This window comes from Salinimonas chungwhensis DSM 16280 (genome assembly GCF_000378185.1).
Lineage (GTDB): Bacteria > Pseudomonadota > Gammaproteobacteria > Enterobacterales > Alteromonadaceae > Alteromonas > Alteromonas chungwhensis.
Genome location: NZ_KB899377.1, coordinates 356,110 through 381,393, shown reverse-complemented (window position 1 = coordinate 381,393; position 25,284 = coordinate 356,110). Strand labels below are relative to the sequence as shown.

The 25,284-nt window shown below is 47.6% G+C and carries 18 protein-coding genes and 1 pseudogene; 11 read left to right on the top strand and 8 right to left on the bottom strand.

Going from position 1 to position 25,284, the window contains the following annotated elements:
* Positions 1 to 119 precede the first annotated feature (119 nt).
* Positions 120 to 3,269, top strand: a complete 3,150-nt coding sequence (locus F458_RS0106030) for a hybrid sensor histidine kinase/response regulator (protein ID WP_018982492.1) — start codon at positions 120 to 122, stop codon at positions 3,267 to 3,269.
* On the opposite strand, the gene F458_RS0106025 is transcribed toward F458_RS0106030, so the two are convergent.
* Complete coding sequence (locus tag F458_RS0106025) at positions 3,259 to 3,954, bottom strand: DUF2982 domain-containing protein (RefSeq protein WP_018982491.1); 696 nt, start codon at positions 3,952 to 3,954, stop codon at positions 3,259 to 3,261. The genes F458_RS0106030 and F458_RS0106025 overlap by 11 nt on opposite strands.
* A 450-nt stretch (positions 3,955 to 4,404) precedes the next feature.
* Between F458_RS0106025 and F458_RS0106020 the strand changes: the two genes are divergently transcribed.
* Genes F458_RS0106020 through F458_RS0106010 form a run of 3 tightly spaced genes read left to right on the top strand, consistent with a single transcriptional unit; the run spans position 4,405 to position 7,830 of the window.
* Positions 4,405 to 5,421, top strand: a complete 1,017-nt coding sequence (locus F458_RS0106020; protein ID WP_018982490.1) for an aspartate carbamoyltransferase — start codon at positions 4,405 to 4,407, stop codon at positions 5,419 to 5,421.
* A 1-nt stretch (position 5,422) separates the two neighbouring features.
* The gene (gene hemL, locus F458_RS0106015; RefSeq protein ID WP_026294536.1) at positions 5,423 to 6,703 is read left to right on the top strand and encodes a glutamate-1-semialdehyde 2,1-aminomutase; all 1,281 of its coding nucleotides are present in this window, start codon (positions 5,423 to 5,425) and stop codon (positions 6,701 to 6,703) included.
* Between the two features lie 23 nt (positions 6,704 to 6,726).
* On the top strand, positions 6,727 to 7,830 hold the full coding sequence (locus F458_RS0106010) for an adenylate/guanylate cyclase domain-containing protein (RefSeq protein ID WP_018982488.1): 1,104 nt from the start codon (positions 6,727 to 6,729) through the stop codon (positions 7,828 to 7,830).
* On the opposite strand, the gene F458_RS0106005 is transcribed toward F458_RS0106010, so the two are convergent.
* Positions 7,827 to 8,750 carry a Dyp-type peroxidase gene (locus F458_RS0106005; protein ID WP_018982487.1) on the bottom strand — a complete coding sequence of 308 codons (924 nt, stop codon included), beginning with the start codon at positions 8,748 to 8,750 and terminating at the stop codon, positions 7,827 to 7,829. The two genes, F458_RS0106010 and F458_RS0106005, sit on opposite strands and share 4 nt — an antisense overlap.
* A gap of 54 nt (positions 8,751 to 8,804) precedes the next feature.
* Positions 8,805 to 10,402: pseudogene (gene ggt, locus F458_RS19135) on the bottom strand (gamma-glutamyltransferase).
* Between the two features lie 376 nt (positions 10,403 to 10,778).
* Here ggt and F458_RS0105990 point away from each other — a divergent pair.
* Entirely contained in the window at positions 10,779 to 11,624 is an 846-nt protein-coding gene (locus F458_RS0105990; RefSeq protein WP_018982483.1) for a glycosyltransferase family 2 protein, read from the top strand.
* Between the two features lie 163 nt (positions 11,625 to 11,787).
* Positions 11,788 to 13,854: a catalase gene (locus tag F458_RS0105985; protein WP_018982482.1), complete on the top strand. Its 2,067-nt coding sequence runs from the start codon at positions 11,788 to 11,790 to the stop codon at positions 13,852 to 13,854.
* A gap of 260 nt (positions 13,855 to 14,114) precedes the next feature.
* On the opposite strand, the gene F458_RS0105980 is transcribed toward F458_RS0105985, so the two are convergent.
* From F458_RS0105980 to glnK, 3 genes are all read right to left on the bottom strand, one after another.
* Complete coding sequence (locus F458_RS0105980) at positions 14,115 to 15,614, bottom strand: catalase (protein ID WP_018982481.1); 1,500 nt, start codon at positions 15,612 to 15,614, stop codon at positions 14,115 to 14,117.
* A 291-nt stretch (positions 15,615 to 15,905) separates the two neighbouring features.
* A complete protein-coding gene (locus F458_RS0105970; RefSeq protein WP_018982479.1) occupies positions 15,906 to 17,153 on the bottom strand; it encodes an ammonium transporter in 1,248 nt (415 codons plus the stop codon).
* 28 nt (positions 17,154 to 17,181) lie between these two features.
* Positions 17,182 to 17,520 carry a P-II family nitrogen regulator gene (gene glnK, locus F458_RS0105965; protein WP_018982478.1) on the bottom strand — a complete coding sequence of 113 codons (339 nt, stop codon included), beginning with the start codon at positions 17,518 to 17,520 and terminating at the stop codon, positions 17,182 to 17,184.
* A gap of 229 nt (positions 17,521 to 17,749) precedes the next feature.
* Between glnK and F458_RS0105960 the strand changes: the two genes are divergently transcribed.
* The 3 genes from F458_RS0105960 (at position 17,750) to F458_RS0105950 (ending at position 20,048) form a co-directional block, all read left to right on the top strand.
* Positions 17,750 to 18,517, top strand: coding sequence for a hypothetical protein (locus F458_RS0105960; RefSeq protein ID WP_156824179.1), 768 nt, complete (start codon positions 17,750 to 17,752; stop codon positions 18,515 to 18,517).
* Positions 18,518 to 18,607: 90 nt separating this feature from the next.
* Positions 18,608 to 19,525, top strand: coding sequence for a DUF808 domain-containing protein (locus F458_RS0105955; protein WP_018982476.1), 918 nt, complete (start codon positions 18,608 to 18,610; stop codon positions 19,523 to 19,525).
* Positions 19,526 to 19,790: 265 nt separating this feature from the next.
* The gene (locus F458_RS0105950) at positions 19,791 to 20,048 is read left to right on the top strand and encodes a hypothetical protein (RefSeq protein ID WP_018982475.1); all 258 of its coding nucleotides are present in this window, start codon (positions 19,791 to 19,793) and stop codon (positions 20,046 to 20,048) included.
* 245 nt (positions 20,049 to 20,293) lie between these two features.
* Here the strand turns inward: F458_RS0105950 and mrcB are convergent, their stop codons facing one another.
* Complete coding sequence (mrcB, locus tag F458_RS0105940; protein WP_018982473.1) at positions 20,294 to 22,600, bottom strand: penicillin-binding protein 1B; 2,307 nt, start codon at positions 22,598 to 22,600, stop codon at positions 20,294 to 20,296.
* Positions 22,601 to 22,759: 159 nt separating this feature from the next.
* Between mrcB and F458_RS0105935 the strand changes: the two genes are divergently transcribed.
* Together F458_RS0105935 and F458_RS0105930 are read left to right on the top strand one after the other, a co-directional pair.
* A complete protein-coding gene (locus F458_RS0105935) occupies positions 22,760 to 22,996 on the top strand; it encodes a hypothetical protein (protein ID WP_018982472.1) in 237 nt (78 codons plus the stop codon).
* A 15-nt stretch (positions 22,997 to 23,011) separates the two neighbouring features.
* Positions 23,012 to 24,781: a PHA/PHB synthase family protein gene (locus F458_RS0105930; RefSeq protein ID WP_018982471.1), complete on the top strand. Its 1,770-nt coding sequence runs from the start codon at positions 23,012 to 23,014 to the stop codon at positions 24,779 to 24,781.
* A 68-nt stretch (positions 24,782 to 24,849) separates the two neighbouring features.
* Here F458_RS0105930 and F458_RS0105925 read toward each other — a convergent pair whose 3' ends face one another.
* Complete coding sequence (locus F458_RS0105925; RefSeq protein WP_018982470.1) at positions 24,850 to 25,248, bottom strand: DUF4168 domain-containing protein; 399 nt, start codon at positions 25,246 to 25,248, stop codon at positions 24,850 to 24,852.
* Between the last annotated feature and the right edge of the window lie 36 nt (positions 25,249 to 25,284).

Below are 25,284 nucleotides of genomic sequence, written 5' to 3'. Positions count from 1 at the left end.
ATCCGCTCTGGTATCGCATTGTAGCCGCCACTTTTGTCCAGCCTGCTACACCTAAACTTTGAAAACTACCCAGAAGTGGTGTTTTAATAAGACCTTTAACGTTTACCGATACTGGCACAATGCGCGTAGCATCTTTTCTTTGGTTTATTATTACGGTGGCACTGAGTAGCGTTGGGGCGCAAGCGCAAACCACTATTCAGTTATTTGATGAAGATGCCAGCGTGGATCTTTCCAGCAATTTTGCCATTTATCGGGAGACTGGCATCCCGCTGACTATCGGCGAGGTGCTGGAACGCAAGCGCCAATTTCAGTGGTATACCGAGAAAAATCCTAATTTCGGCTTTCGGGAAAATGGTATGTGGTTGTCCACCCGTATCAGTAATGTCAGCAATCTCTCCAACTGGATTTTTACCATTGACTTCAGCCAACTGGATAAAGTGGACTTTTATCTGGTATCGGGTGATAAGGTTATCCTGCAAAGTCATCAGGGCAAACTTCAGAGCGAGCAGCGTTTTCGCGTTCCCACCTTGCGCGCGGATTTGCCTGTGGCCACCCCCCTTGAACTGTTTTTACGTGTTCAAAGTCACTCTTCCAGCCTGATAGTGCCTTTAAAAGTTACCCCTGAGCCGATTCACAGCACTATCTGGCAGATAGACAGTACTATGTGGGGACTGTTCTACGGCGGCCTGATTATTCTGGCGATTTATAATCTGGTGCTTTTCTTTCAGGTCAGAGAGGCCAGCCTGCTGGCCTATGTCTGTTATGTAATCGCCGTTATTTTCTGGCAACTGATATGGGGCGGCCATATTCAGGCATTTAGCGCCGGCCCCACGCCGGCCTGGCTAGCCAGTCACACAGAACTTATGTTTGTTTTCGTTGGCATGAGTTCCGGCATGTTCTCCATTTTATTTCTCAACACTAAAAAAAATGCGCCTACCGCTCATCCTATTGTCATTGCCATGTTGGGACTCCAGGCATTTGTTGGCCTGATCTGTCTGCTCCACCTTCTACCGGTGACCTGGAAGCACAACCTGGTCTACGGAGCTGGAATGGCAGGTGTATGTAGTTATATTTATGCTGGCTTTGAAGCATTCTTCAACCGTTTTGAGCCAGCTCGTTACTTTATATTTGCCTGGACGATGCTATCGGCAGGCGCAATTGCCGGCATGCTTAGCCTAATGGGTCTGTTACCCTCGAACCAGTTCATCACTTATTGTTTTCAGGTCGGGGTTTTTCTGGAGTCTGCACTGTTTTCAGTTGCACTGATTCAAAAAAGCAGAACCCAGCTTGAAACCGAGGTTCAGCAGGCAACAGACGATTTGCGTAACAACATGGAATTAATTGAAGAGCAAAATGCCCGACTGGATATCGCGCGCAAAGATGCAATAAAAGCCAGCAATGTTAAATCTCAGTTCCTGGCTAATATGAGTCATGAAATTCGTACCCCCCTTAACGCTATACTGGGCTTTAGCCGCGAACTGGGTAATGCTCCGTTGCCTGCCGATCAGCAGGAGCAGGTACGCATCGTAAACACGGCAGCGGATAATCTGTTGAGTATCGTGAACGATGTGCTGGATTTTTCCAAAATCGAAGCAGGTAAGTTACAAATTAATAATCAGCCGTTTTCTCCGATAAAAGAAATTGAAGAGCTGGTAACCATTATGTCTAAATCAGCCCACTCCAAACGGCTGGAATTTGTTTTTGACATGGATCCACTACCAGAAAAGCTGATTGGAGATTTGTTTCGCATCAAGCAAGTCCTCAACAATTTGCTAAGTAATGCGCTCAAGTTTACTTCCAGTGGCTCGGTCGCCCTGAGAGTCAAAAACAAAGCCCTGGCACATGGCCTGCAGGAAATTGAGTTTGTTATCGAAGATACCGGTATCGGTATCAGCCGACAGGACAGAAAAAAACTCTTCAGCGCATTTTCGCAACTGGATGATTCAACTAACCGCAGTTACCAGGGAACGGGGCTAGGGCTGGTCATCTGTCGGGAACTGGTGCGTCTTATGCGCGGCGAAATGAAGCTGCGCAGCGATCCCGGTCTGGGCAGTATCTTTACCATCAATTTAAAAATGAATCGGCTCAGCCACAAATACGCTATGGCAGCCACCAACAGATGGAAGGACAAGCACGTAGTTATTTTTGATCCCGTGCCGGCAACCCGGCGAGCCACTGCAGCTATGTTGTGCAATCTTGGGGCTCAGGTAACCAGTGCTGAGAGTCTAAGATTCTTAAAGCGCCTTGACCTAAAACCCGACTATTTATTTGCCACTCTTCCGGTTAGCAAGCTTAATTATCGCGATGCAATGCTCAGTGAGCTGGTGCAAATTCCCGCTGAGCGACGTGTATTGTGGTATTCCGGTGCCGATCCTATTAATCAGTACCCCAGTCTGGCGCAGCATTTTTATTCAAAAATCCGGATGCCTGCAACGTTAACTAAGCTGGAAGACTTGCTTTATCACAAAGCCAGCGATCTTAAAAACCCCTTACAAAGCAAGTTGGACAGCTTGCCGCATGCCCGGGTTTTAGCGGTAGATGATATGGAGATGAACCTTAAGCTGCTACAAACCTGGCTTCGAACCAGTCCGCTGACACTGACGACCTCCACCAGTGGTGCGGATGCGGTCAACCGTTGTGAAACCACTGAATTTGATATCATCCTGATGGATGTACAAATGCCCGGAATGGATGGTCTGCAGGCCACCAAACGTATACGCAAAACAGCGTTAAACATGGGCACCCCCATAATTGCTGTCACAGCGCACGCGTTTAAAGAGGAGCAGGAGCGCCTGCTGGCTTCGGGTATGGACGACTATTTGCCCAAACCCATCAACCAGGCTAGCCTGGTCGAAATTATTCGCCGCTGGTGTCAGTCAAATGCACCACCGTGCCAGTCAAAGTCAACGCTCGACTGGGATTTAGCGGTGGAACGTACAAACCGTGATGATGATACTGCCCGAGAGTTGCTGGCTGATTTTGTCAGGCTTTTACCTGATTCCATCCGGCAGATTAAGGCTGGCTGGGAGGACTCTGACTTTGGGGAAATGCAAAATGAAGTACACCGGCTCCATGGCGCATGCTGCTACACCGGTGTCCCAAAGCTCCAGCAGCTTGCCCATGATTTAGAAAGCGCATTAAAACGAGACAAAAAAATGCTGGTTGCTGAGCTGTTACCAGTATTTTTAGAAGAAGCAGTCGAGGTGATCAGCGAGGCAGATGTGTGGCTGGACAGAAGCCGTCCCCTGCCCTCACAGGTTAGCGATTAGTGATGTCATCACGGGCCTGCTGACAATCCCGCATCAGATGGACAAAATCCGTTGGTGAGCGGTCCAGATCCGATGATGATACATAGATATCATAACCCAGACGCGCCCGCAGTTGGGTCATGCGGTTTGCCAGCATCGCTTTGATCCCGGTGAGTACTTCACCAGTTTCCAGCGTGTAATGTTTATCATCAAAAAGCTCTTGGTTAAAGCAATCACCCGAGGCACAGTTTTTATCAAAATTGTGTAATAACAGGGGCCGCTGCTCCATCAAAAGGTGGGTGGCGAGTCTGGGCGATACAGTGCTTAAAAAAGGGGCATACTCCTTCAGCCGAATCCCCACCGCTTCCAGATTTACATGTTCCAGTCCCTGCTGCACCCGGGGACAATCCACGCGCTGAACATTATCCCACTCGATAACCCAGTTACCACGACGATGGTGATACAGGATGTGCTGAGGCGAAATTTCTATGCTGTGGTCAGGCTCCCGGAGTTTGAACCAACCAACCAGAAGGGTAACCAATGAGGCGCTGGTTAAAAAAATACCCGCGAGAAACAGCCAGGACGGGGCCAGAACCAGACACAGGACAGAAACAGCAAGAGCTAGTCCACCGATAAAAATTGTGGTGATCCCATTGCGCTTAGAGGTAGCACGGATAAGAATTGGCGCGCTTTCATTCGAAGACATAAAAATAAACCACCATCATTATAATCGCCCAAATCAGATACAGCCGAATGCGACGACATTTTTCGCAATTGGTATGCCACCATCGGGAAAGTACTGACCGCTGTTTCTTTTGCGTACTCATGCGCATAAATTAATGCCCTGTTAAGCGAGGGTATAGAAGCACCTGGAGTGAGGTGACAATGTCCGCCTAATCATTCTGACACAACATTTTACTATGCCCGCTAACGTTCGCCTTAAAGCGCGCTTAACGTTGGTTATGCACAAGGATATCAGCGGTATAGTGGGTTGTGTACGCTGCGCCTTATAGTAAAGTTTACCCTGTTCGCAGCGCGAAACAAAGACGCACTGTGTTAGACATTTTTCATTTACCGCCGGGCCACCAGCAATGCTCTACAGGGGGGTGACTTTTTGCTATTCTAACACCGTCCCTGTTTAACTATGAGACCATCGATGACAGAGTTTACCGGTAATCATATTCTTTCCGTTGATCAGTTTGATCGAGACGCGATAGAAAAAGTGTTCGCAGTAGCGGCTACCATGCAGCCCTATGCACGCCGCCAAAAGCGTACCAAAGTGCTGGATGGTGCTATTCTTGGGAATCTATTTTTTGAAGCCAGTACCCGCACCCGCGTCAGTTTTGGAACAGCCTTTAATTTATTGGGCGGAGAAGTGCGGGAAACCACCGGGATGACCAGTTCTGCGTTAGCAAAAGGTGAATCCTTATATGATACAGCCCGGGTGTTAAGTGGTTATTCTGACATTATCGCCATGCGTCATCCTGCGGCCGGTTCGGTCAGCGAATTTGCCCAGGGTAGCCGCGTGCCGGTGATCAATGGTGGCGACGGGGCCAATGAACACCCGACCCAGGCATTGCTGGATTTGTACACTATCTTGCGTGAGCGTGAATACCAGGGTAAAGGGATTGATGGCCTGCATATCGCGATGATCGGTGATTTACGCTATGGTCGCACGGTGCATTCGTTGTCACGCCTGCTGAGCCTGTTCAATAATATTCGCTTTACCCTGATTTCTCCTAAAGAACTGGCCATGCCCCAACCCATCATTGATGCAATTGAAAATGCGGGTCATCATCTGACTATCACTGAGTTACTTGAAGGCAACATGGATGCCGATATTTGCTATCAGACCCGCATTCAGGAAGAACGTTTTCCTTCTCAGGAAGAGGCAAATAAGTACCGTGGCAAATTTCGTCTAAATCAGTCAATTTACACCCGTCACTTTCAGTCCAATACCGTTATCATGCATCCGCTGCCCCGAGACTCTCGTGCCGAGGCGAATGAGCTGGATAACGATCTGAACTTAAATCCGAACCTTGCCATATTCAGACAAACTGATAATGGCGTTCTGGTCAGAATGGCGCTGTTTGCGCTGACTCTGGGCGTAGAAGACAAGTTCACGCAGTATGAGCGTGACGTTGTATGGTTCAGCAACAAGAGTAATGAATAATATGCAAAAATCCGAAGCCCTCTTTGCCCGTGCGCAAAAAACTATTCCTGGCGGCGTAAATTCACCAGTGAGAGCGTTTAAAGCGGTGGGTGGCACGCCCCGTTTCATAACCAAAGCCGACGGTCCCTACATGTGGGACGCTGACGGTAAGCGTTATATCGACTATGTACTATCCTGGGGACCGATGGTATTAGGGCATAATAATGACAAAATTCGTGAAGCGGTTATTGAAGCTGCCGCCAGTGGTCTGAGTTTTGGCGCTCCGACTGAAGCTGAAATTCTGATGGCGGAAAAAGTGAACCAGATGGTTCCTTCGATGGAAATGGTCAGAATGGTGAACTCCGGCACTGAAGCGACGATGTCATCTATCCGCATTGCCCGTGGCTATACGGGACGCAATAAAATTGTGAAATTTGAAGGTTGCTACCATGGGCATGCAGATTCGCTGCTGGTAAAAGCTGGCTCCGGGGCGCTGACCATGGGGGTACCCAGCTCACCGGGTGTGCCCGATGAGGTAGCCAAACACACATTAACTGTTGAATTTAATAATTTAGACAGCGTCGAGGCGGTGTTTAAAGAACACGGTGACGATATCGCCTGCATTATTGTAGAGCCGGTAGCTGGCAATATGAATTGCATTCCACCGGTGGAGGGCTTTTTAGAAGGGCTCCGCGCTATATGTGACAAATACGGCACCGTACTGATTTTTGATGAAGTCATGACCGGCTTTCGGGTTTCTCGGGGTGGTGCTCAGGAGCGGTACGGCGTTACGCCTGATATTACCTGTCTGGGCAAGGTTATCGGCGGCGGTATGCCAGTAGGTGCTTTTGGTGGCAAGCGCGATATTATCAGCCATGTTTCGCCCACCGGACCGGTTTATCAGGCTGGTACATTATCCGGTAATCCCGTCGCAATGGCAGCGGGTTTGGCGGCACTGACCCAGTTACAGCAGGATGATATTTATCCGGGAATTTACCGCAGCACTGAACAGCTGGTAAATGGTATGCAAGCGCTGGCCGACAAACATGGCGTTCCAATGACCACCAACCATGCCGGAAGTATGTTTGGGGTGTTTTTTACAGATGTTGAAAAAGTGGTTAATTACCAGCAAGCTATAAACTGTAACACTGAGCAGTTTAAGAAATTTTATCACGGCATGCTGGATCAGGGGGTTTACCTGGCACCAGCCTCTTATGAAGCAGGGTTCGTTTCCAGCCAGCATGATGAAGCCGTTGTGCAGGACACGCTCGACGCGGCGGATGTGGTTCTGGCCACTTTGTAATGTGACGTAAAAAAGAGAAAGATGTGACTGACTACACCCTGATGTTACTCATAATTATTATGATTCTGGCGAGTTATGGTGTAGCAGTCACTGTTTTATATATTCGGCGTCGTACGCCTGCCCCGTCCGATGAACAAAAATTACTGGCTCAGCGACAGCGACCGCAGGCTTCCTCCGATCAGGACAAAGAGCGCCTGTTTGCACAGCGCGCCGATGATGCTCTGAAACTCACCAAAACATTTCAAAAGTTTATTCCCCGTCAGTTTGTGGATCATTTTGCTAAACACGGTAAAACAGAGCTTGAGCTGGGCTACGCCGACGAAGATGAAGTTGCCATTTTATTTTGTGACATTCGTGGCTTTACCGGTCTATCTGAAAAGATGGTTCCTCATCAGTTGATGAGTTTTTTAAATTCTTATTTTTTGCGAATGAATGAGCCCATCCATCAGAATCATGGTTTTATTGATAAGTTTATTGGCGATGCCATCATGGCGCTGTTTGACCACCCTGGCGGTACGCCTTCACACAAAGCCACAGATGCATTAAATGCTGCGCTGGATTTGCGCAAAGCTCTGGCACTGTACAACGAACACCGCAGAAAAAGCGGCTACCAGCCGGTTGATATTGGCATAGGCATTCACTACGGCCCGGTTATCATTGGCACCGTAGGATCAGAAGACAGAATGGATACCACCGTCATTGGTGACAGTGTCAATATTGCCTATCGACTGGAAACACTGTCGCCCATTTACCATGCTGACATCATCGTCAGCGCCACAACACTGGATACGGTAGACACCACACTTGCCCGAAAAACCCGGTTGCTTGACTGGGTGCGCGTAAAAGGCCGGCGGGCGCCGATTGAAATTTATGAAGTACTGGCTCATTTACCAGAAGATGAACAGACAAAAAAGAAAGCCGCGGATGCAGCTATTCAAGCCGGTATAAAGCAACGTAAAGCACAGCAATGGGATGCTGCCACGGCATTTTTCACTCAGGCACTTGAGCAGTCACCACAGGATCCTCTGCCGACCCTGCACCTGGCGGCAATCTCACAGTTGCGTCAGGCCACACTGCCTGAGTCCTGGGATGGCGCTATCGTAGTTGAAACCACCCACCCGCGTTAAGTTATACGTTCTCCCATACTGCGTATGAATGTTACCGAGGGTGCAAAGTAGGCGCCACCGGTCTGGGCACTGGTAAAATCTAACCATCGGTCGTAATCGCCTTCACTGTTGCCATAAATCTGGCTGTGCAACATCGCTTTAAAGGGTTGCGCGGAAGCAGCACAGCTGATAAAAAACAAACCTTGTTCATTCATATCACCGTAGGGCATACCCTGTTTGACCATACTGGGTAAGTCATTTTGTGCGCCAGATGCGGCTGCCCTGACACAATGAGAAGACGACGATTGTTCAGGGCTGGGCAGATTGTGCTCGCGGGTCAATCCCATAACCTGTTCTTGCTGGCGCTGAGAAAGCGACATCCAGCGTCTGAGGTCGTGTCGGTATCGCTGAATATGAATGTAACTGCCGCCGACAAAATCTGGCTCTTGCGCCTGCACCACGGCGACCTGCCTGCGCTTCATGCCGCGTGGGTTATCGGCACCGTAAATATAGCCATTCAAATCCCGCCCATCCAGATAACGAAAACCTCTGGTTTGATCTACGAGCTCCACATGCAAATGCAGTAATGCCATGATTTCGATACCAATTGCGTGGCATATATCAAGCCGGTCAGCCCGAATCTGAATAAACAGATCGGTGGGTGTATTGGGTGCAGAGCGGTCTTCGCACTGCATTTGAGGGAAAGGGGCCAGACCTTCAGGAATAGGGCCCGGATAGAGCTCAGTCCAGTAGCCTGCACCTACCGCCACCATCCCGGTAACCATTGCCTCAAAATGTTCATTTTCATAATGGTCAAAAATGTCCATTACTCTGGCCAGCTTTTCTTTTATCGCATCACTTTCGTCATCCACAACATTAAGCGACAGATATTGGGCATGTAAGTTTGGCTCGGCACATACGCCTTTTTGCGGCTGGCTCATGCGTTTTTCCTTTGCCACCTTCAGGTGGTTGTTTTCGTTATCTTTTAAGTGTGGCTAATAGCCAGCCGCTTGTCCATCTTTACGGCTTTCTGAGGCGCCGATATACAGCTGACGTCTACTATCCAACTGAATGGCCTGATAACCACCGTACAAACCTACTGCAGGTTGCAGCGTATGACCCATTTTCATAAGCTTGCGCTGCGTTTTCACTGGTATGCCTGATTCCAGGTGGACCTGACCGCCGTCCTCCATGCGCTCACCGGTCGGGCTGGCTGATCCGGTATGGACCACGCGTGGCGCATCGCCGGCTTCCTGAAGGTTCATGCCAAAGTCGATAAGATTCATGATAATCTGAGCATGCATTTGCGGCTGAGTGGCGCCGCCCATAACACCAAAGCTTAGCCACGGTTGCCCGTTACGGGTAACAAACGCCGGGATAATGGTATGAAAAGGTCGCTTACCCGGCGCATACTCATTGGCATGCCCCTTTTGCAAGGTAAATAGCTCACCCCGGTTTTGCAGAATAAAGCCCAGTCCTGGCGGCGTCATGCCTGACCCCATTCCCCGGTAGTTGCTTTGTATCAGCGAGACCATATTACCCTGTGCATCGGCGACTGTGAGATATACGGTATCACCATCATTGAGGCCTGCATCCACCCGCTTTGCGGCTTTATCCGGATCAATCAGTTGGCGACGTTTTTTCGCATAGTCTTTGGAAATAAGTTGCTTAACCGGTAGCTGCCCGAATGCCGGGTCGCCGTAGAATTTCGCCCGGTCTGCAAAAGCCAGCTTTTTAGCCTCAACAAACGTGTGAATATAGTCTGCAGAGCCGAAACCCATACCTTCAACATCATATTGCTCCATAATGTTTAGAATCTGCAGGGCCGCAATGCCCTGACCATTAGGAGGCAGCTCCCACACATCATATCCGCGGTAATTGGCAGACACCGGCTCAACCCACTCGGACTCGTGGGAGGCTAAATCATCATATTTGAGATACCCACCCTGCTCTTTCATGTAGGCGGCAATAGTGCGCGCGATATCACCTTTGTAAAACGCATCGGCACCACCGGTAGCGATTTTTTCATAGGTACTCGCCAGTCCTGGATTTTTAAAGATATCGCCTTTTTGCGGAGGGTTTCCGTCGGGTAAAAACACCTCGGCAAACCCGTCGTATTTACCAATGCGCTGAGTATTCACAGCCCAGTAGTAGGCGATAAGTTCGCTGACCGGAAATCCGTCTTTCGCATAGTTGATGGCAGGTGTCAGGATATCCTGCATAGGTAATGAGCCGAACCGATTATGCAGCTCAAACCAGCCATCCACCGCACCTGGTACTGAAACAGGCAACGGACCAAAGGGCGGTATTTGCGTGAGTCCTTTTTCGGCAAAGACGTCTTTTGTCAGTGATTGAGGCGAGCGGCCCGATGCATTGAGCCCATACAGCTGTTTACTTTCAGCATCCCAGACAATGGCAAATAAATCACCGCCAACGCCAGCGCCGGTAGGCTCCACCAGCCCAAGCACTGCGTTAGCCGCTATGGCAGCATCCACTGCGGTTCCGCCCTGTTTGAGTATATCCAGCGCTACCTGGGTGGCCAGTGGCTGGCAAAAGGTTCGCCGGTGACACGATCATATGCCACAGCAGGCATTACAGCTACCACTAATAGATAAATCAGCCAGCGCATCTTTCCTTCCTCTTTAGTAAAAATGTTTTATCTGCTTTTAAATCATACTATTTACTGTATGTAATATTTTCCTGACTTGTTTTACTTCTTTATCGCTAAACAAGCATTACGTGCATTTTTCCCATTGACACTTATCAAGCGATATCAGTGTAAGCAACTGATACTGAAATTCATTTATTTTCCGCTACCAGTTTTATCACATTTTCTGCGCGATTTGACAGATTGCTGGCATAAAACCCGCTTATCTTCAAAACAAACATTAACGTATTTTCATTTTCGTGTTTGATCGTGTCATGTGTGAACAAGATGCATTCTTGCGTCTTAACATCAGGAGGACCGTATGCATCAGGAATTTAGTGTTGTCACCATTGTAAAAGGACGTATTCGACAGCTGACTAACCTGATCAAGAGCATAGAGAAAAGTAACGTTCTGCCTGCAGAGTTTATCGTTGTATGGATGGCATCCCCCTGCAGCGAGTCTCTTATTACCAGTAAACACTTCGCAATTCAGCATAAGTTTGTTGCTAATGACCAGTTGCCTATCCCCAGGGCCCGGAATAAAGGACTGGCAAGCGCGCTGAGCAGCCATATTGTTTACCTTGATGTCGATTGTATCTGTGGTGCTGACACGCTGGCACGGATGGTTGCAGCCCTACAACCGGGGCGGGTGGTAACCACTCAGATAGCGCATTTACAGGCACTTGCAGAGCATACTGATTACGAGAGGCTGGCTGCTCAGACGGTTGACCAATTGGATTACCCCGGTGTCCCGCTAGAAACAGATATCTCCATGTCAGCGTTTCATACCACAGCATTTGCGCTGCACGCAGAGGACTTTAACCGAACAGGTGGTTTTGATGAAAGTTATTCCGGGTTCGGGGTTGGCGATGTGGACTTTGCAGCGCGGTGTGAAACAAGCGGTATTCATCTCTACATCTTGCCCGACAAAATTTTAAGACAATTTCATCCCAGAGTAGAGCCGCCCATCAATCATCTGTCAGATATTGTGCACAATGCCGCTATTTTCAAACGTAAATGGGGTACCTATCCGGTAAAAAACTGGCTAAACCAATTTGCTGATGAGGGGCTGATTAATGACGATTTTAATGAAAACGGCTTAAAGGTTCGTCGGCTCCCGACAAAAAAGGAAATCAGTGAACATATGATTTACACCCCCGATTACTAGTGTAAGGGTGAGATTAAAGAAATTTAATCGCTTTTTCTTACATTGCGAATCGGGAAAAACGATGAACGTAAATGATTAAATATTTGTAAAAGTGATGTTGTACCTACTTATGTGTTGTGTGGGGTTTATTCTAAACGACAAACGATAGAAGGGATCGTAAACCATGGCTGAATCCTTTAAATATAAAGGCAACAAGGGGAATGGGGGTGAACTGCACCAGCTTCCTGAAGCAGATGACCAGAGAATGACCACTGCGCAGGGATGCCCTGTCAGTGATAACCAGAATTCATTAAAAGCAGGAGAAAGAGGCCCGACACTGTTAGAAGACCAGGTCATGCGCGAAAAAATATTCGCTTTCGACCACGAGCGTATTCCTGAGCGCGTGGTACATGCCCGCGGATATGGTGCCCACGGCTATTTTGAATCTTATGGCAACGCCTCTGATCTTACCTGCGCCGATCTTTTTCAGCGTAAAGGTGAAAAAATACCTGTTTTCACACGCTTCTCAACGGTAGCAGGTAACAAGGGTTCAGGAGATGTCGCCCGAGATGTGCGCGGCTTTGCCGTAAAATTTTATACTCAGGAAGGTAACTGGGATTTAGTCGGTAATAATATTCCGGTGTTCTTTATTCAGGATGCAATGAAGTTTCCTGATCTTATTCATGCCGCCAAACAGGAGCCCGATCGAGGTTTCCCTCAGGCACAGACAGCCCATGATAATTTCTGGGATTTCGCCAGTCTGTCACCTGAATCTGTACATATGTTGATGTGGGCCATGTCAGATCGAGCAATTCCGCGTTCTTTCCGATTCATGGAAGGGTTTGGCGTTCACACATTCAAGTTTATAAATGCAAATGGCGATGAGAAGTTCGTCAAATTTCACTGGAAACCTACATCAGGGCTTCAGTCAGTGGTTTGGAACGAAGCATTGAAAATCAATGGGGCAGATCCTGATTTCCATCGAAGAGATCTCTGGGACAATATTCAGGTCGGTAACTTCCCGGAATGGGAACTAGGCGTGCAGGTCTTTGACCAGGAATTTGCAGACAATTTTGAGTTTGATGTTTTCGATGCGACAAAACTTATCCCTGAAGAGCAGATTCCGGTAACCAAAATCGGTAAAATGGTGCTCAATCGTGTGGTCGACAACTTTTTCGCAGAAACCGAACAAGTTGCATTTTGTACGCAAAACATTGTTCCTGGTATAGACTTCACACAGGATCCGCTGCTGCAAGGTCGTAATTTCTCTTACCTGGATACCCAGACTAAGCGTTTAGGCGGCCCCAATTTCACTCATATTCCTATTAACGCTCCGCAGTGCCCTATGCGACATTTTCAGCAGGATGGGCATATGGCAATGAAGAATCCAAAAGGCCGCGTCAATTATGAACCCAACTCCTGGGATCGTGATGAGAACAATCCGCGGGCCTGCCCGGCACATGGTTTTAAGAGTTCCTCGCAACATATTGAAGGAGACAAGCTGCGGTATCGTTCTGAAACTTTCTCAGATCATTACAGTCAGGCATTGCAATTTTACAACAGTCAGACCGACGTTGAAAAAATGCATATTCAGAATGCTTTTGTTTTCGAGCTGTCTAAGGTGGAAAAACAGGCAATCCGGGAACGCGTGGTTTCCCATCTGCTAAATGTAGATGAAGATTTGGCACACGCTGTTGCTAAAGGGCTTGGTTTACCGGAAATGCCGGAAAAAGCAGAAGCAGCAATGCCCACTCGTACCGATCTTAAAGTATCTGATGCACTGAGTATTCTTAAAAACGGGCCAGCTTCTTTCGCGGGTCGTAAGCTGGGTATTTTCTGTAGTGATGGTGCAGACAGTGAGCAATTAAATTCGCTAATCACCGCAGTGAAAAAAGAAGGTGCTATGCATGAGGTTATCGCACCTACTATCAATGGGGTTACCTTATCAGACGGTTCACACATTGAAGGTAATCAGAAAATAGATGGCGGCCCTTCAGTGCTTTACGATGCGGTAGCGGTACTTCTTTCTGACAAACAGGTAGACGAGATCTGTAAGGTTCCTGAAGCAAAGGATTTTGTCATGGATGCGTTTGCACATCAGAAGTTTGTTATCTATAACGATGCTGCGAAAAAGTTGTTTGATGAGTTAAATCTTACGGCAAAAATGGACGATGGCTTTATTGATATTACCACCAATGAAGCAAATAAAATCATCGGCAATCTACGTAACCTGCGTTTCTGGCAACGCTAAGTAACAATGCATGCCTCATTCGGGGCATGCTTTTTCTTTTTCCACCTGTTTGTAAATAACAACTTCTCTCTTAATTCCACACCTTTTCATCTGCAACATCATCTTATTTAATACTGATATTGGCACATGTAAAACCCAGTAAGCTTTGTGCAAGACTACTGTATTATTTGTCTTAAGGGCGGTCTTTTTTCCATAAAAAAACGCCCTGAACGGGGTTACCGCCGGGCGCTTTTTTATTTGTATCAGATTATTGCGAAATACTACTGATCATCCATAGGCGTATCATCCGTCACAGGTACTGCATTAACATCAGTATCCAGCGCTTCTACCGCGTTTCTTACCCCTGCAGCATAGTCCGGATGCACTTTTTCAAGTACCGCATACCAGCGTTCTTTAACACTATCAGAACACGGTCCCATTGCTGCAGCATAATTGTTGTACAGGCGTTGTTTATGATCATCACTAAACATATTGTACAACGCGCGCGGCTGCTTGTAGTCAATGTCTGACTCTTCCTGATAATAACGATCCGCATCACCATCAATACGTAATGGTGGCTCTTGTACCGACTCATCAGCCACAGGACCATCGTACTGATTTGGCTCGTAATACGCATCGGGGTTGCCAAAATCGTTGCTAAAGAATCGCATTGCACCATCTTTATGGTAATGGTTTACCTTAGCATTTTTCGGCGCATTTGCTGGCAGAGCCTCATAGTGCGTGCCTAAGCGGTAACGATGCGCATCGGCATAGGCAAAAACCCGTGACTGCAGCATTTTATCCGGACTGAACCCAATCCCGGGAACAACGTTAGAAGGACTATACGCGGCATTCTCGACCATCTGAAAATAGTTTTCAGGAACCTGATTCATTTCAAGTTCACCCACTTCAATCAATGGGTAATCATCGTGGGGCCATACTTTTGTGATATCAAACGGGTTATATTCCTGTTGACCAGCCTCTTCTTCCGGCATCACCTGAATATACAACGTCCACTTAGGGTACTCGCCAGATTCCACTGCATTAATCAAATCTTCCTGATACGATTCACGGGTTTTACCAATCAGAGATTCCGCTTCCTCATTGGTATAGTGTTCATGGCCTTGCTGAGTTTTAAAATGAAACTTCACCCAGAAACGTTCACCCTTAGCATTCCACATACTGAAGGTATGAGAACCATAGCCATTCATGTACATAGGGTTTTTGGGTATACCGCGATCCGACATCAAAATAGTGACCTGATGCACAGACTCAGGTTGCGCTGCCCAAAAATCAAACATTGCCTCGGGGCTACGTAGGTTTGTTTTAGGGTGACGCTTCTGCGTACGGATGAAGTCAGGAAATTTATAGCCGTCGCGAATGAAAAAGATAGGTGTGTTGTTACCTACCATATCCCAGTTGCCCTGTTCGGTATAAAATTTCAGACTAAACCCGCGCACATCACGCTCTGCATCGGCGGCACCTGATTCACCGGCAACCGTTGACCAGCGACTCAGAACATCAGTGGTTTTACCGATTTCAGAAAACATATTGGCACAGGTATATTGGGTGATGTCATGGGTTACCTTAAAGGTTCCCTGTAACCCCCACCCCTTCGCGTGAACAGTACGTTCCGGGATCCGCTCCCTGTTTTGATGGGCAAGCTTTTCGATAAGCTGATAATCATCAAGTAATAGCGGGCCGCGGGCGCCCGCAGTCTTTGAGGTTTCATTGGTAGGTACCGGCGTACCGGCTGAAGTAGTAAGCGTTGGCTTCTTCATAATTATTTCCTGCTAACTATAGTTAGTATGATTACTCTAATGCAGCACCTTTTGATTAATCGTTTTTCTGTATTCACAACTTTTATAAACCAGATTGACGATATACCACCGCTATCATTGCACTGCGTATGTTAGCTTTAGCAATGAAGCGCAAAGGTTTTTTGGACCAGCGGACACCGCTGGAGTTTTTTCTCATCGGCAAACATGTTTTCGAAGGCAATAAAAAAGCCCCGCAAGCGGGGCTGAATGAAAGGATTTGGGCTTATCTGATTTATTATTTTGCCCGGTTGTTTATTTGCGGCTTCCGACAAAGTCAGGATAGGCTTCAAGTCCGCACTCGCTGGTATCTACGCCATCAAATTCTTCTTCAGGCGTTACCCGGATACCCATTATGGCTTTAATAACTAACCAGACGATAAGACTGGTAACAAAGACCCAGATGAAAATTGTCAGAGCGCCCAGTAATTGTCCGCCAACACTTGCCCCTTCATTAGTCAGAGGGACCAGTAATAAACCAAGCAAACCAACCACACCGTGAACAGAGATCGCTCCCACTGGATCATCTATTTTCATCTTATCCAGGGTCACAATGCTAAAGACCACTAACAGGCCACCAATTGCACCAAAGACAGTGGCGATCAGAGGAGTTGGAGTGGAAGGCTCGGCAGTGATGGCCACCAGCCCCGCTAATGCACCATTTAGCGCCATGGTCAGGTCAGCTTTACCAAACATAACACGAGCTAATAGCAGCGCTGCAATGGTACCGCCTGCGGCGGCCGCGTTGGTGTTCATAAATACAACGGCTACTGAGTTAGCACTTTCTACTGTAGCGGTTGCTAATACCGAACCGCCGTTGAAACCGAACCATCCCATCCACAAAATAAACGTACCTAATGTGGCCAGAGGTAAGTTGGCACCGGGGATTGCATTGATTTTGCCATCCGCCGTATATTTTCCTTTGCGGGGACCCAGAATAAGCACACCAGCCAGAGCCGCTGCCGCGCCTGCCATGTGAACAATACCCGACCCTGCAAAATCTGAAAAGCCATTGTCGCCCAGTGAATATAAGCCAAATACTGATTCACCACCCCATGTCCAGGCACCTTCCATTGGATAAATGAAACCAGTCATAATCACAGCAAAGGTTAAGAATGCCCATAACTTCATACGCTCAGCAACAGCACCGGATACAATGGACATCGCAGTGGCGACAAACACCACTTGAAAGAAGAAGTCGGCAGACGGTGCGTAGGTTGCAGCATCGCCTTCAACATCAGTCGCACCATCGCCGACGATGCCACTTAAAAACCAGCTGAAGTCGTCACCTCCATACATGATGCCGTACCCGCAGACCATATACATAGTGCAGGCAATAGCATACAGAGAAATATTTTTAGTCAGAATTTCGGTGGTATTTTTTGCCCGAACCAGACCGGCCTCAAGCATGGCAAATCCGGCAGCCATCCACATGACTAACGCGCCACAAATCAAAAAGTAAAAGGTATCCAGTGCATACCCAAGTTCAAACGTGATTTCCATTATACTCTCTCCGCAATCTTATCGTGGGTTACAACGCGTCAACGTCTGACTCACCAGTCCGAATCCGGACGGCTTGCTCGAGATCGTAAACAAACACTTTACCGTCGCCGATTTTGCCGGTTTTGGCTGCGTCGGCGATGACCTCCACAAGGCGATCTACCTGGTCATCCATTACGGCGATCTCCAGTTTCACTTTCGGTAAAAAGTCCACCTGGTATTCCGCGCCCCGGTATAGTTCGGTATGACCTTTTTGACGTCCGAAACCTTTTACCTCAGTGACGGTCAAACCCTCTACTCCGACTTCTGAGATGGCTTCGCGAACATCATCAAGCTTGAAAGGCTTGATAATCGCTGTAACTAGTTTCATGTGCAGCTCCAATGGTTCGATGGTGATGTTATGGCACATTGCGTGCGTTTTTAAGCAACAATTCAAAAGCCAAGCCACAAATTAATATTTATGAAAATCATATATTTATTCATTTTACCACGCAGTAATTTTGCTTTTTAAGCACCTTTTTGGTGCAACCAGGATTTGATGCGTTATTTTTGTGCAATCGTTACTTTCTTTTTTGTGCACGTAGAACAGGGTTTTATCAGTGACAATGGATGTGTTGGTCATTAACACAATGACAGAGGGCAAAACCGATTTATCCGACCGCTTGAGCGGTAAATGGCTGCGTAACAAAGATAAATATGGTGCATGGGCGGTCGCCATCACCGCACATGTTTTGACAGGTGTAACGATTTGGTATTTTTCAGCAGTTCCTGAATATCTCTGGCAGTCACCGGCCACCAGGCCAATCGAAGCCCGCTTGGTATTTCCGCTGGCGGATACGACAAAACCCACCGCCCCGTCTGAGACGACAACGGCGATAACAGAGGGTGTTGTCTCGTCTTCTTCTGCAGCACAGGCACCCCGCTCTGCCCCGACTCACACCAGTCGTTCTGTATCCGCTGATGAGAATAATAGCGTCACTGAATCAGCACCAGGTTCATCCCAAGCGCCGTTGTCTCAGGCAACTCCTGCAGAAACAAACCAGGTCGAGCCGGTAGTAAGTGCATCGGGTGCCCTGAATGAGTATTTTGCCCGCGAACAGCAACGTCACATTTCAAAACTGGGTGGGGCAAACGCCAGGCGCGCTTTGGAAGAAAAAAACCATCCTCGTATAGTTGATCTGCGTAAAGGAAAATCTGTTGCAATATCCGAGTTCCCCATTACCAAAAAAGTGCGCTGCGACAATACCGCCAATAAGATTTTAACAGCGCTAAGCGGATATGCCGGCGGAACACTGCGATGTTCGGATACACCGGATATTTCACCCCACATTGATAAGCGTCTGCGAGAATCAGGCGTCAACCAGTAAGCGGTTATTTTAACCTGCTGCGATAATGGGGTGACAATCCATAGACTGGCGGTATGCTGTGACAAATAAAAACAGTGAGGATATTCAAATTTGGCTGCTGCAAACTTACTTGCGTTAATTGATGATATCGCCACCTTGCTCGATGATGTCTCTGTGATGTCTAAAGTGGCTGCGAAGAAAACCGCAGGGGTGCTGGGGGACGATTTGGCGTTAAACGCCGATCAGGTCCGTGGCGTCAAGCCAGACCGGGAGCTTCCCGTGGTCTGGGCTGTGGCTAAGGGTTCCCTGCTTAATAAAGTGATTTTAGTGCCCGCAGCGCTATTAATCAGTGCGTTTATCCCGGTTCTCATTGTTATTCTGCTGGTCCTCGGCGGTCTTTATCTTTGTTTTGAGGGAGCAGAAAAAGTGCTCCATCGGTTTTTTCCCCATCATACCGAAGCAGAGCGGGATCAGCGTCTGGCCCAGCTAGCGGATGCAGATGTCGATCTGGTGGCGCTGGAAAAAGAGAAAATTAAAGGTGCTATCCGGACAGATTTTATTCTCTCAGCAGAAATTATAGTAATAGCGCTGGGCAGCATCGCAGGTGCAGATTTTACTACACAGGTAGCAGTATTATGTGCCTTGAGTATCGCTATCACAGTAGGTGTGTACGGGCTTGTGGCTGCAATTGTGAAAATGGACGACGTGGGGCTCTACCTGCTCCGCAAATCTCTTACTGGCAACTTCAACAGCGTTCAGAAAATTAGCGGCAGGGCGTTGCTAATTACCGCCCCACTGCTTATGAAAACGCTGGCAATCGTCGGTACAATAGCAATGTTTCTGGTCGGGGGTGGCATACTTACTCACAATATTGCGCTGATTCATCATTTTGCTGGTGCAATCATCTCTGGTATTGCATTACCCGAGGTCATAGTCAGTTTGATAGTAGACGGCCTGATGGGCTTTCTGGCCGGCGCGATTGTGGTGGGCGTCGTTGCGCTGCTTTCTCGTCTACGTAACACTACCTGATGGGTCAATTCTTAACAGCTCGTTAGCAATCTCAGTTACAATCAGGTGGTCAACCTGACCATCTGCTTGTGAAAAAAACCACTTTTTAGCGACACCCTTCTTCCTAACTCCGCTACGTTTTCACCTTAAAAATTAAAATCATTAATTTTCAATGCCTTAAATTTAATTTTTGGAGTGGCACAACTCTCGCTATAGCTATAGCGACTTACTACTTACTGGCTGCCAGTCGTACCGAGCAGTATTTACTATGAATTAAGGAATGAAGATGAAAACTGTTATCAAACTTAGCTGTGTAGTCGCGTTTAGCATGGGTATCGGTACCGCCCACGCCTGTGAAAAAAGCCCTCTGGAAACTGAAGCGCAGCAGATGCTTGCCGCAACGGCGGAACAAACTAAAGCGGAAATTCGTATGGCCACGCGTCATGATCTGAGTCAGGAATGGTTGCTGGCACCTGTAGATCACCAGCCAACGCTCACCGCGAACACTGACTCTGCCGAGACTATCGGCGATGACGATGCGTAAAAGGACTGTCATTATGATTATCAGTCAAACTGCAGTATTTCTGGCGGCGATGGCACCGCTGGGCGCTTACGTAGCAAGTGTTCTAATATTTTCGGGCGTGCGCAAGCTGTTTACTTTACGTTAATTATTCTCCCTGGATGATCCTGAACTTTTGGATCCCCCTTTAAGGCAATATTGATGAACCTTTCGGCCAGGCCTGTTTGCCGTATCTTTTTCAGCAATATTGCGCTTAAAGGGGTTTTTTCTTAAAACCAGCGTTCCCACCAGCTTTTTTCGTCATCTGCGTCGTTTTGTTCAACCGCCTTACCCGCGCAATCACTTTGTGGTGGCGGCAGTACATCCTGTATTGCCGGAACACTCAGTGAATTGGGGCACCCCGGTATAACCACCTCACCAGTATTCTGATCAAAATGAGCGATTCCCAGACCATCAGGAAAGCGCCTTGATAGTGATTTTGGACTTTGCAAACGCTGATAATTAATAAATACGGGTAAGGCGCCACTGGCTCCGGTCAGATTTATATTTTCATTGTCATCATTACCTACCCAGACCGTGCTGACATTATTTCTGTCAAAACCACTGAACCAGGCATCGTGATAATCATCGGTGGTACCGGTTTTGCCAGCCATGTTGACGTTGGGAAACACCTTACCAAGGCGTTTTGCTGTTCCTTCCCGGGTGACTTTATATAGGCCGTAGTTAAGTAAATAGGTAGCAGCTTCATCAGCGCGCTGCGAATAAAATTCCGCGTGTTTCCACAGTAAGTTATTACTGGCTGACATCACAGCGGTCACACTGTGTAATGGTACATAGCGGCCATTATTGGAAATGGTCTGGTACATCTGATTTGTTTGCAAAGGCGTCATAGTTACCGCCCCCAGTGTCATCGCCGGCACCTCTTTGATCTGCGTCTCAACGCCCAGCCGCCTGACAGTACGGGCAACCTTATCCAGCCCTAGTGACATACCCAGATTAACAGTAGGCACATTCAGCGACTCCACAAGGCCGGTGATCAATGGCACGCTGTCACGGAACGCTTTATCGTAGTTACGCGGTGACCACATCTTACCGTCGTTGCTTTTTAACGTAATCGGTTTATCTTCCAGGGGCGTGGCCAGATTATATTGAGTAGGATCTTCAAGCGCGGTCAGATAAACCGCGGGTTTAATCAGAGAACCGATTTGACGTCTTGCATCAATTGCGCGGTTAAAGCCACTAAAACCTGCATCCCGTGCACCTACAATAGCCCGGATACCGCCGCTACTGATATCGGAAACCACCATGGCCCCTTCCAACTTCGCCTTCCGGTTTTTTTGCAAACTGCCAAGGGTGGAAGTCAGCGCCTTTTCAGCTCTTCGCTGTGCATAAATATCTAACGTAGTAAACACTTTGACGCCTGAATCCCGCAGACTTGGATCAGCAAGAATATCATTTAACTCCAGCCTCACTTTCTGCATGTAGGCAGGATGTTTACCACTTGCCAGACTTGCACCTGAAGCTAAATCCAACGGCGCATCAAGATATTTTTCATAAGCTTTGGCAGTGATTTCGTTACTTTCAAACAAGAGCCGCAAGATGAGGTTTCTGCGTTCGATTACCCGCTCTGGAAAGCGCCGTGGATTATAGTAAGACGGGCCTTTTATCATTGCCACCAGAGTGGCAATCTCAGGCACATTTAGCTCATTAGCAGGTCGATCAAAAAAATAGTAGCTTGCCAGACCAAACCCGTGTACCGCTTTATTGCCATCCTGGGCGAGAAATACCTCGTTCATGTAAGCCTGCAGAATCTCGGTTTTGCTGTAACGGGCATCAATGATAACCGCCATAACCGCTTCCTTCGCTTTTCTGATTAGTGATTGCTCGCGGGTCAGATAGAGGTTCTTAACCAGTTGCTGCGTCAGGGTACTGCCGCCCTGCACCGTGCGGCCAGCTTTCAGGTTGGCCACTAATGCTCTGAGAATTGATAATGGCGCCACCCCGTGATGATCGTAAAAGTCGCGATCCTCCACCAGCGTCAGGGTTTTGGGTAACATCTCAGGTACCGAATCCAACGTTACCAGCATGCGATCTTCTCGGGAACCGCTGACGAGCCGGGTTACCAGCCACGGTTCGAGTCGAATGCTGTTAATCTGGCGCGCAGCGGTATTATCGGTAATATTGGCAATGCGCTTATTGGCCCAGTTGATGGTAATTTTACGCAGCGGCTCAGGACCGTTGGCAAAATGAAACGCGCGGCGCATGACTATCAGCTTACCATTCCAGTAAGCATATTCTCCGCTGCTTTTGGGGGTAGTGACCTTGCGGTAGCCCAATAACTCCAATTCATCCAACACTTCCTGAGGCGTAATCTCAAGACGCTCGTTTAAGATCAGCGGGCGAGCAAATATTTGCGCAGGCACTTCCCACTTATTGCCTGAAAATGTGTGTTTGATCTGCGCATCGAGATATATGACGTATCCCGCCATTACGATGGCAGCAACAATAACAAGTTTTAAAAACAGGCCAGAAAATAGCCCGCGATTTTTTTTCGCTTTAGTTTGTTTTTTAGCCACTTATCATGCCATGATGAGAATACACTGCGTGGATTCTGCGTGTTTCCCTGCGCAATTTCCAGTGTATTGGCTGTCAGATTGGCCACGGTAGTGTAAGTGAGCTGTCTGCACTTGCTTAACCGTCTGATCATTAGACACTTTATTCGTGAGGAACGAATCATGAAGATTTCCATCGATGTCGATATGTCGCCCCAGGAAGCTCGGGAATTATTTGGCTGGCCCGATCTAAGCAAGCTCCATGAAACCACCCTGTCGGCTCTGAATGAGCAACTTGCCGGCGGTAATCAGGAAGCCTTGTTGGAAATGCTGAAACCTTATCTGTCCAATAGTCAGAATGCTTTTTCAATGTATCAGAAGTTTTTTGAGAATATGGCCACGCAAGGCCAGAAAAAGTAGTCACAGGAAGGTTTTATGCAACAGCAAGATTATAGTGATGTGATGAGCATGCTGAATCAGTATGCCACACAATTTAATACCATGGTGCATGATATTCTGGCTAAGCGTGAACCCGGCGAAACAATACCGGGCATGTTCGATGCCGAGCGCTTTTCGCAGTTACTCAAAGATAATGTAGAAGTGGACACCGCCAGCCTGATGCAGCATCACATGGCATTTATGAAAGAACAAAATGCGCTGTGGCAACAGGCGACAAAAGCAATGCTGGGTGAAAAGATGCAGCCGGTAATTGACGAAGACAGCTCGGATAAACGCTTCGCCCATACTGACTGGCACAGTGATCCCGTATTTAGTTATCTTCGGCAGTCTTACCTGATTAATGCAAAAATGTTCCAGGGCATGGTGGATTCCATGCAGTTCAGTGACCCAAAGGCCGCGGAGCAGGTGCGTTTCTATACACGCCAGTATATCAACTCAGTTTGCCCCACCAACTATTTACTCTCTAACCCGGAAGTTTGCGAAGAAATATTAAAAACCCGGGGGGAAAATCTTGTCAAAGGTATCAATAACTTTCTCAAAGACCTGGAGCACAGTCCATTAGAGGCGTTCAAAATCACGCAGACACCGGCCGATGCATTTACGGTGGGAGAAGACCTGGCCACAACCCCGGGTGAAGTGATTTACCAAAACGAACTTTTTGAGCTGATTCATTACACACCTACTCAAAATAAACATTACGCCCGGCCTGTGCTGTTTGTTCCACCTTTTATCAATAAATACTACATTCTGGATTTGAACGAGAGAAAATCGGCAGTCAAAGGTCTTTTAGATGAGGGGTTTTCTGTTTATATGATGTCGTGGGTGAACCCGGATGCCTCCCTGGCTGATCAGGATTTCACAGATTATATGCACAAAGGCCCAATTACGGCGATGGATATTGTAGGCAAAGTTAGTGGGCAGAAAAAAATTAATATGGTGGGCTTTTGTGTTGGCGGCACACTACTTGGTATGACCGCGGCGTATCTGCGCGCTAAGAACGACACCCGCATCGGCTCTTTGACGCTGCTTACCACGCTGCTTGATTTTACTGAGCAGGGAGAGATAGGTAATTATCTGACGGAAAGCACGCTGCCAGTCATGGAGCAAAATGCAGACATCAAGGGCGTTTATGATGGCCGGATCCTGGGGCTAAGTTTTTCTTTGCTGCGTGAAAATAATTTATTCTGGTCTTATTTTATCAATAACTATCTTAAAGGCCATGATCCGGCGCCGTTTGATATTTTGTACTGGAACAGTGACCCTACCAATATTACGGCAGCCTGCTTCAAACAATATGTACGTACAACGTATTGGGAGAACAAACTCAAAGAACCGGGCGGTATTACGATTGATGGCATTGATATCGATCTGAGTAAAATTGACATGCCCGTGTATTTTCTTGCCACCATGGCTGACCATATTGTTTTGTGGCAAGGCGCTTATAAAGGTACGCAGCTGGTAAAAGGCGAAACGCGTTTTGTTTTAGCGGGCTCGGGACACCTGGCAGGAGTCATAAATCCGGTTAACGGGGGTAAATACCCACACTGGATTAATACAGACTTACCAGCACAAGGCGAAAAATGGTTTGAAGGTGCTGAAAAAGTAGAAGGATCGTGGTGGCCAGATTGGTATTCCTGGATGCAGGCGCAAAACAAGCAGAAGGTTACTGCAATCAAACCTGGTACGCATAAAGATTACCCAGCGCTGGAAAGTGCGCCAGGGAGCTACGTTAAAAAAATGCTGTAAATATTGTGGGCAATAAAAAAGGCAGCGGTTGTCGCTGCCTCTTTATAATTACATAACCACATGATGTCTTAGCTATTTTCCTGCTGGTTTTCACGCGCTATAGTAAGCACACGTTCACGCAGTGTTTCATCTGTTTGCACGCGCTGAGCAATAGTAGTGTATTTATCTACTGTCAGGCCGGTCTTCTCTATTTCATCAACCATTTCAGCCTGAGCCTGCTTCTGAATTTTCTGTGCTTCTTCAGGGCTTTCTACTTCTTTAAACTTTGGATCATACTTATTGGCAACTGTGCTTACTGCTTCCATTGCCATAGTGAATTTTTCCAGTGTAGCGTCATCGTACTTAGCCATTTGCTGCTGTGAGGATTGCTCCATAGACTGCTGTGAGGAAGATTCCTGCGCCTGTGCGGTAAAAGAGGCACATGCAATAACAGCGCTAGCGGCGAACGTTTTAACAAATTTGTTCATACTTTGACTCCAGGTCAGTGTAAATTTGCCCCGTCT

What these genes read in the sequence shown, in the direction of transcription:
- F458_RS0106030 (WP_018982492.1), top strand. Translation starts at nt 120, where the DNA reads ATGCGCGTAGCATCTTTTCTTTGGTTTATTATTACGGTGGCACTGAGT.
- F458_RS0106025 (WP_018982491.1), bottom strand. Translation starts at nt 3,954, where the DNA reads ATGTCTTCGAATGAAAGCGCGCCAATTCTTATCCGTGCTACCTCTAAG.
- F458_RS0106020 (WP_018982490.1), top strand. Translation starts at nt 4,405, where the DNA reads ATGACAGAGTTTACCGGTAATCATATTCTTTCCGTTGATCAGTTTGAT.
- hemL (WP_026294536.1), top strand. Translation starts at nt 5,423, where the DNA reads ATGCAAAAATCCGAAGCCCTCTTTGCCCGTGCGCAAAAAACTATTCCT.
- F458_RS0106005 (WP_018982487.1), bottom strand. Translation starts at nt 8,750, where the DNA reads ATGAGCCAGCCGCAAAAAGGCGTATGTGCCGAGCCAAACTTACATGCC.
- F458_RS0105990 (WP_018982483.1), top strand. Translation starts at nt 10,779, where the DNA reads ATGCATCAGGAATTTAGTGTTGTCACCATTGTAAAAGGACGTATTCGA.
- F458_RS0105985 (WP_018982482.1), top strand. Translation starts at nt 11,788, where the DNA reads ATGGCTGAATCCTTTAAATATAAAGGCAACAAGGGGAATGGGGGTGAA.
- F458_RS0105980 (WP_018982481.1), bottom strand. Translation starts at nt 15,614, where the DNA reads ATGAAGAAGCCAACGCTTACTACTTCAGCCGGTACGCCGGTACCTACC.
- F458_RS0105970 (WP_018982479.1), bottom strand. Translation starts at nt 17,153, where the DNA reads ATGGAAATCACGTTTGAACTTGGGTATGCACTGGATACCTTTTACTTT.
- glnK (WP_018982478.1), bottom strand. Translation starts at nt 17,520, where the DNA reads ATGAAACTAGTTACAGCGATTATCAAGCCTTTCAAGCTTGATGATGTT.
- F458_RS0105950 (WP_018982475.1), top strand. Translation starts at nt 19,791, where the DNA reads ATGAAAACTGTTATCAAACTTAGCTGTGTAGTCGCGTTTAGCATGGGT.
- F458_RS0105935 (WP_018982472.1), top strand. Translation starts at nt 22,760, where the DNA reads ATGAAGATTTCCATCGATGTCGATATGTCGCCCCAGGAAGCTCGGGAA.
- F458_RS0105930 (WP_018982471.1), top strand. Translation starts at nt 23,012, where the DNA reads ATGCAACAGCAAGATTATAGTGATGTGATGAGCATGCTGAATCAGTAT.
- F458_RS0105925 (WP_018982470.1), bottom strand. Translation starts at nt 25,248, where the DNA reads ATGAACAAATTTGTTAAAACGTTCGCCGCTAGCGCTGTTATTGCATGT.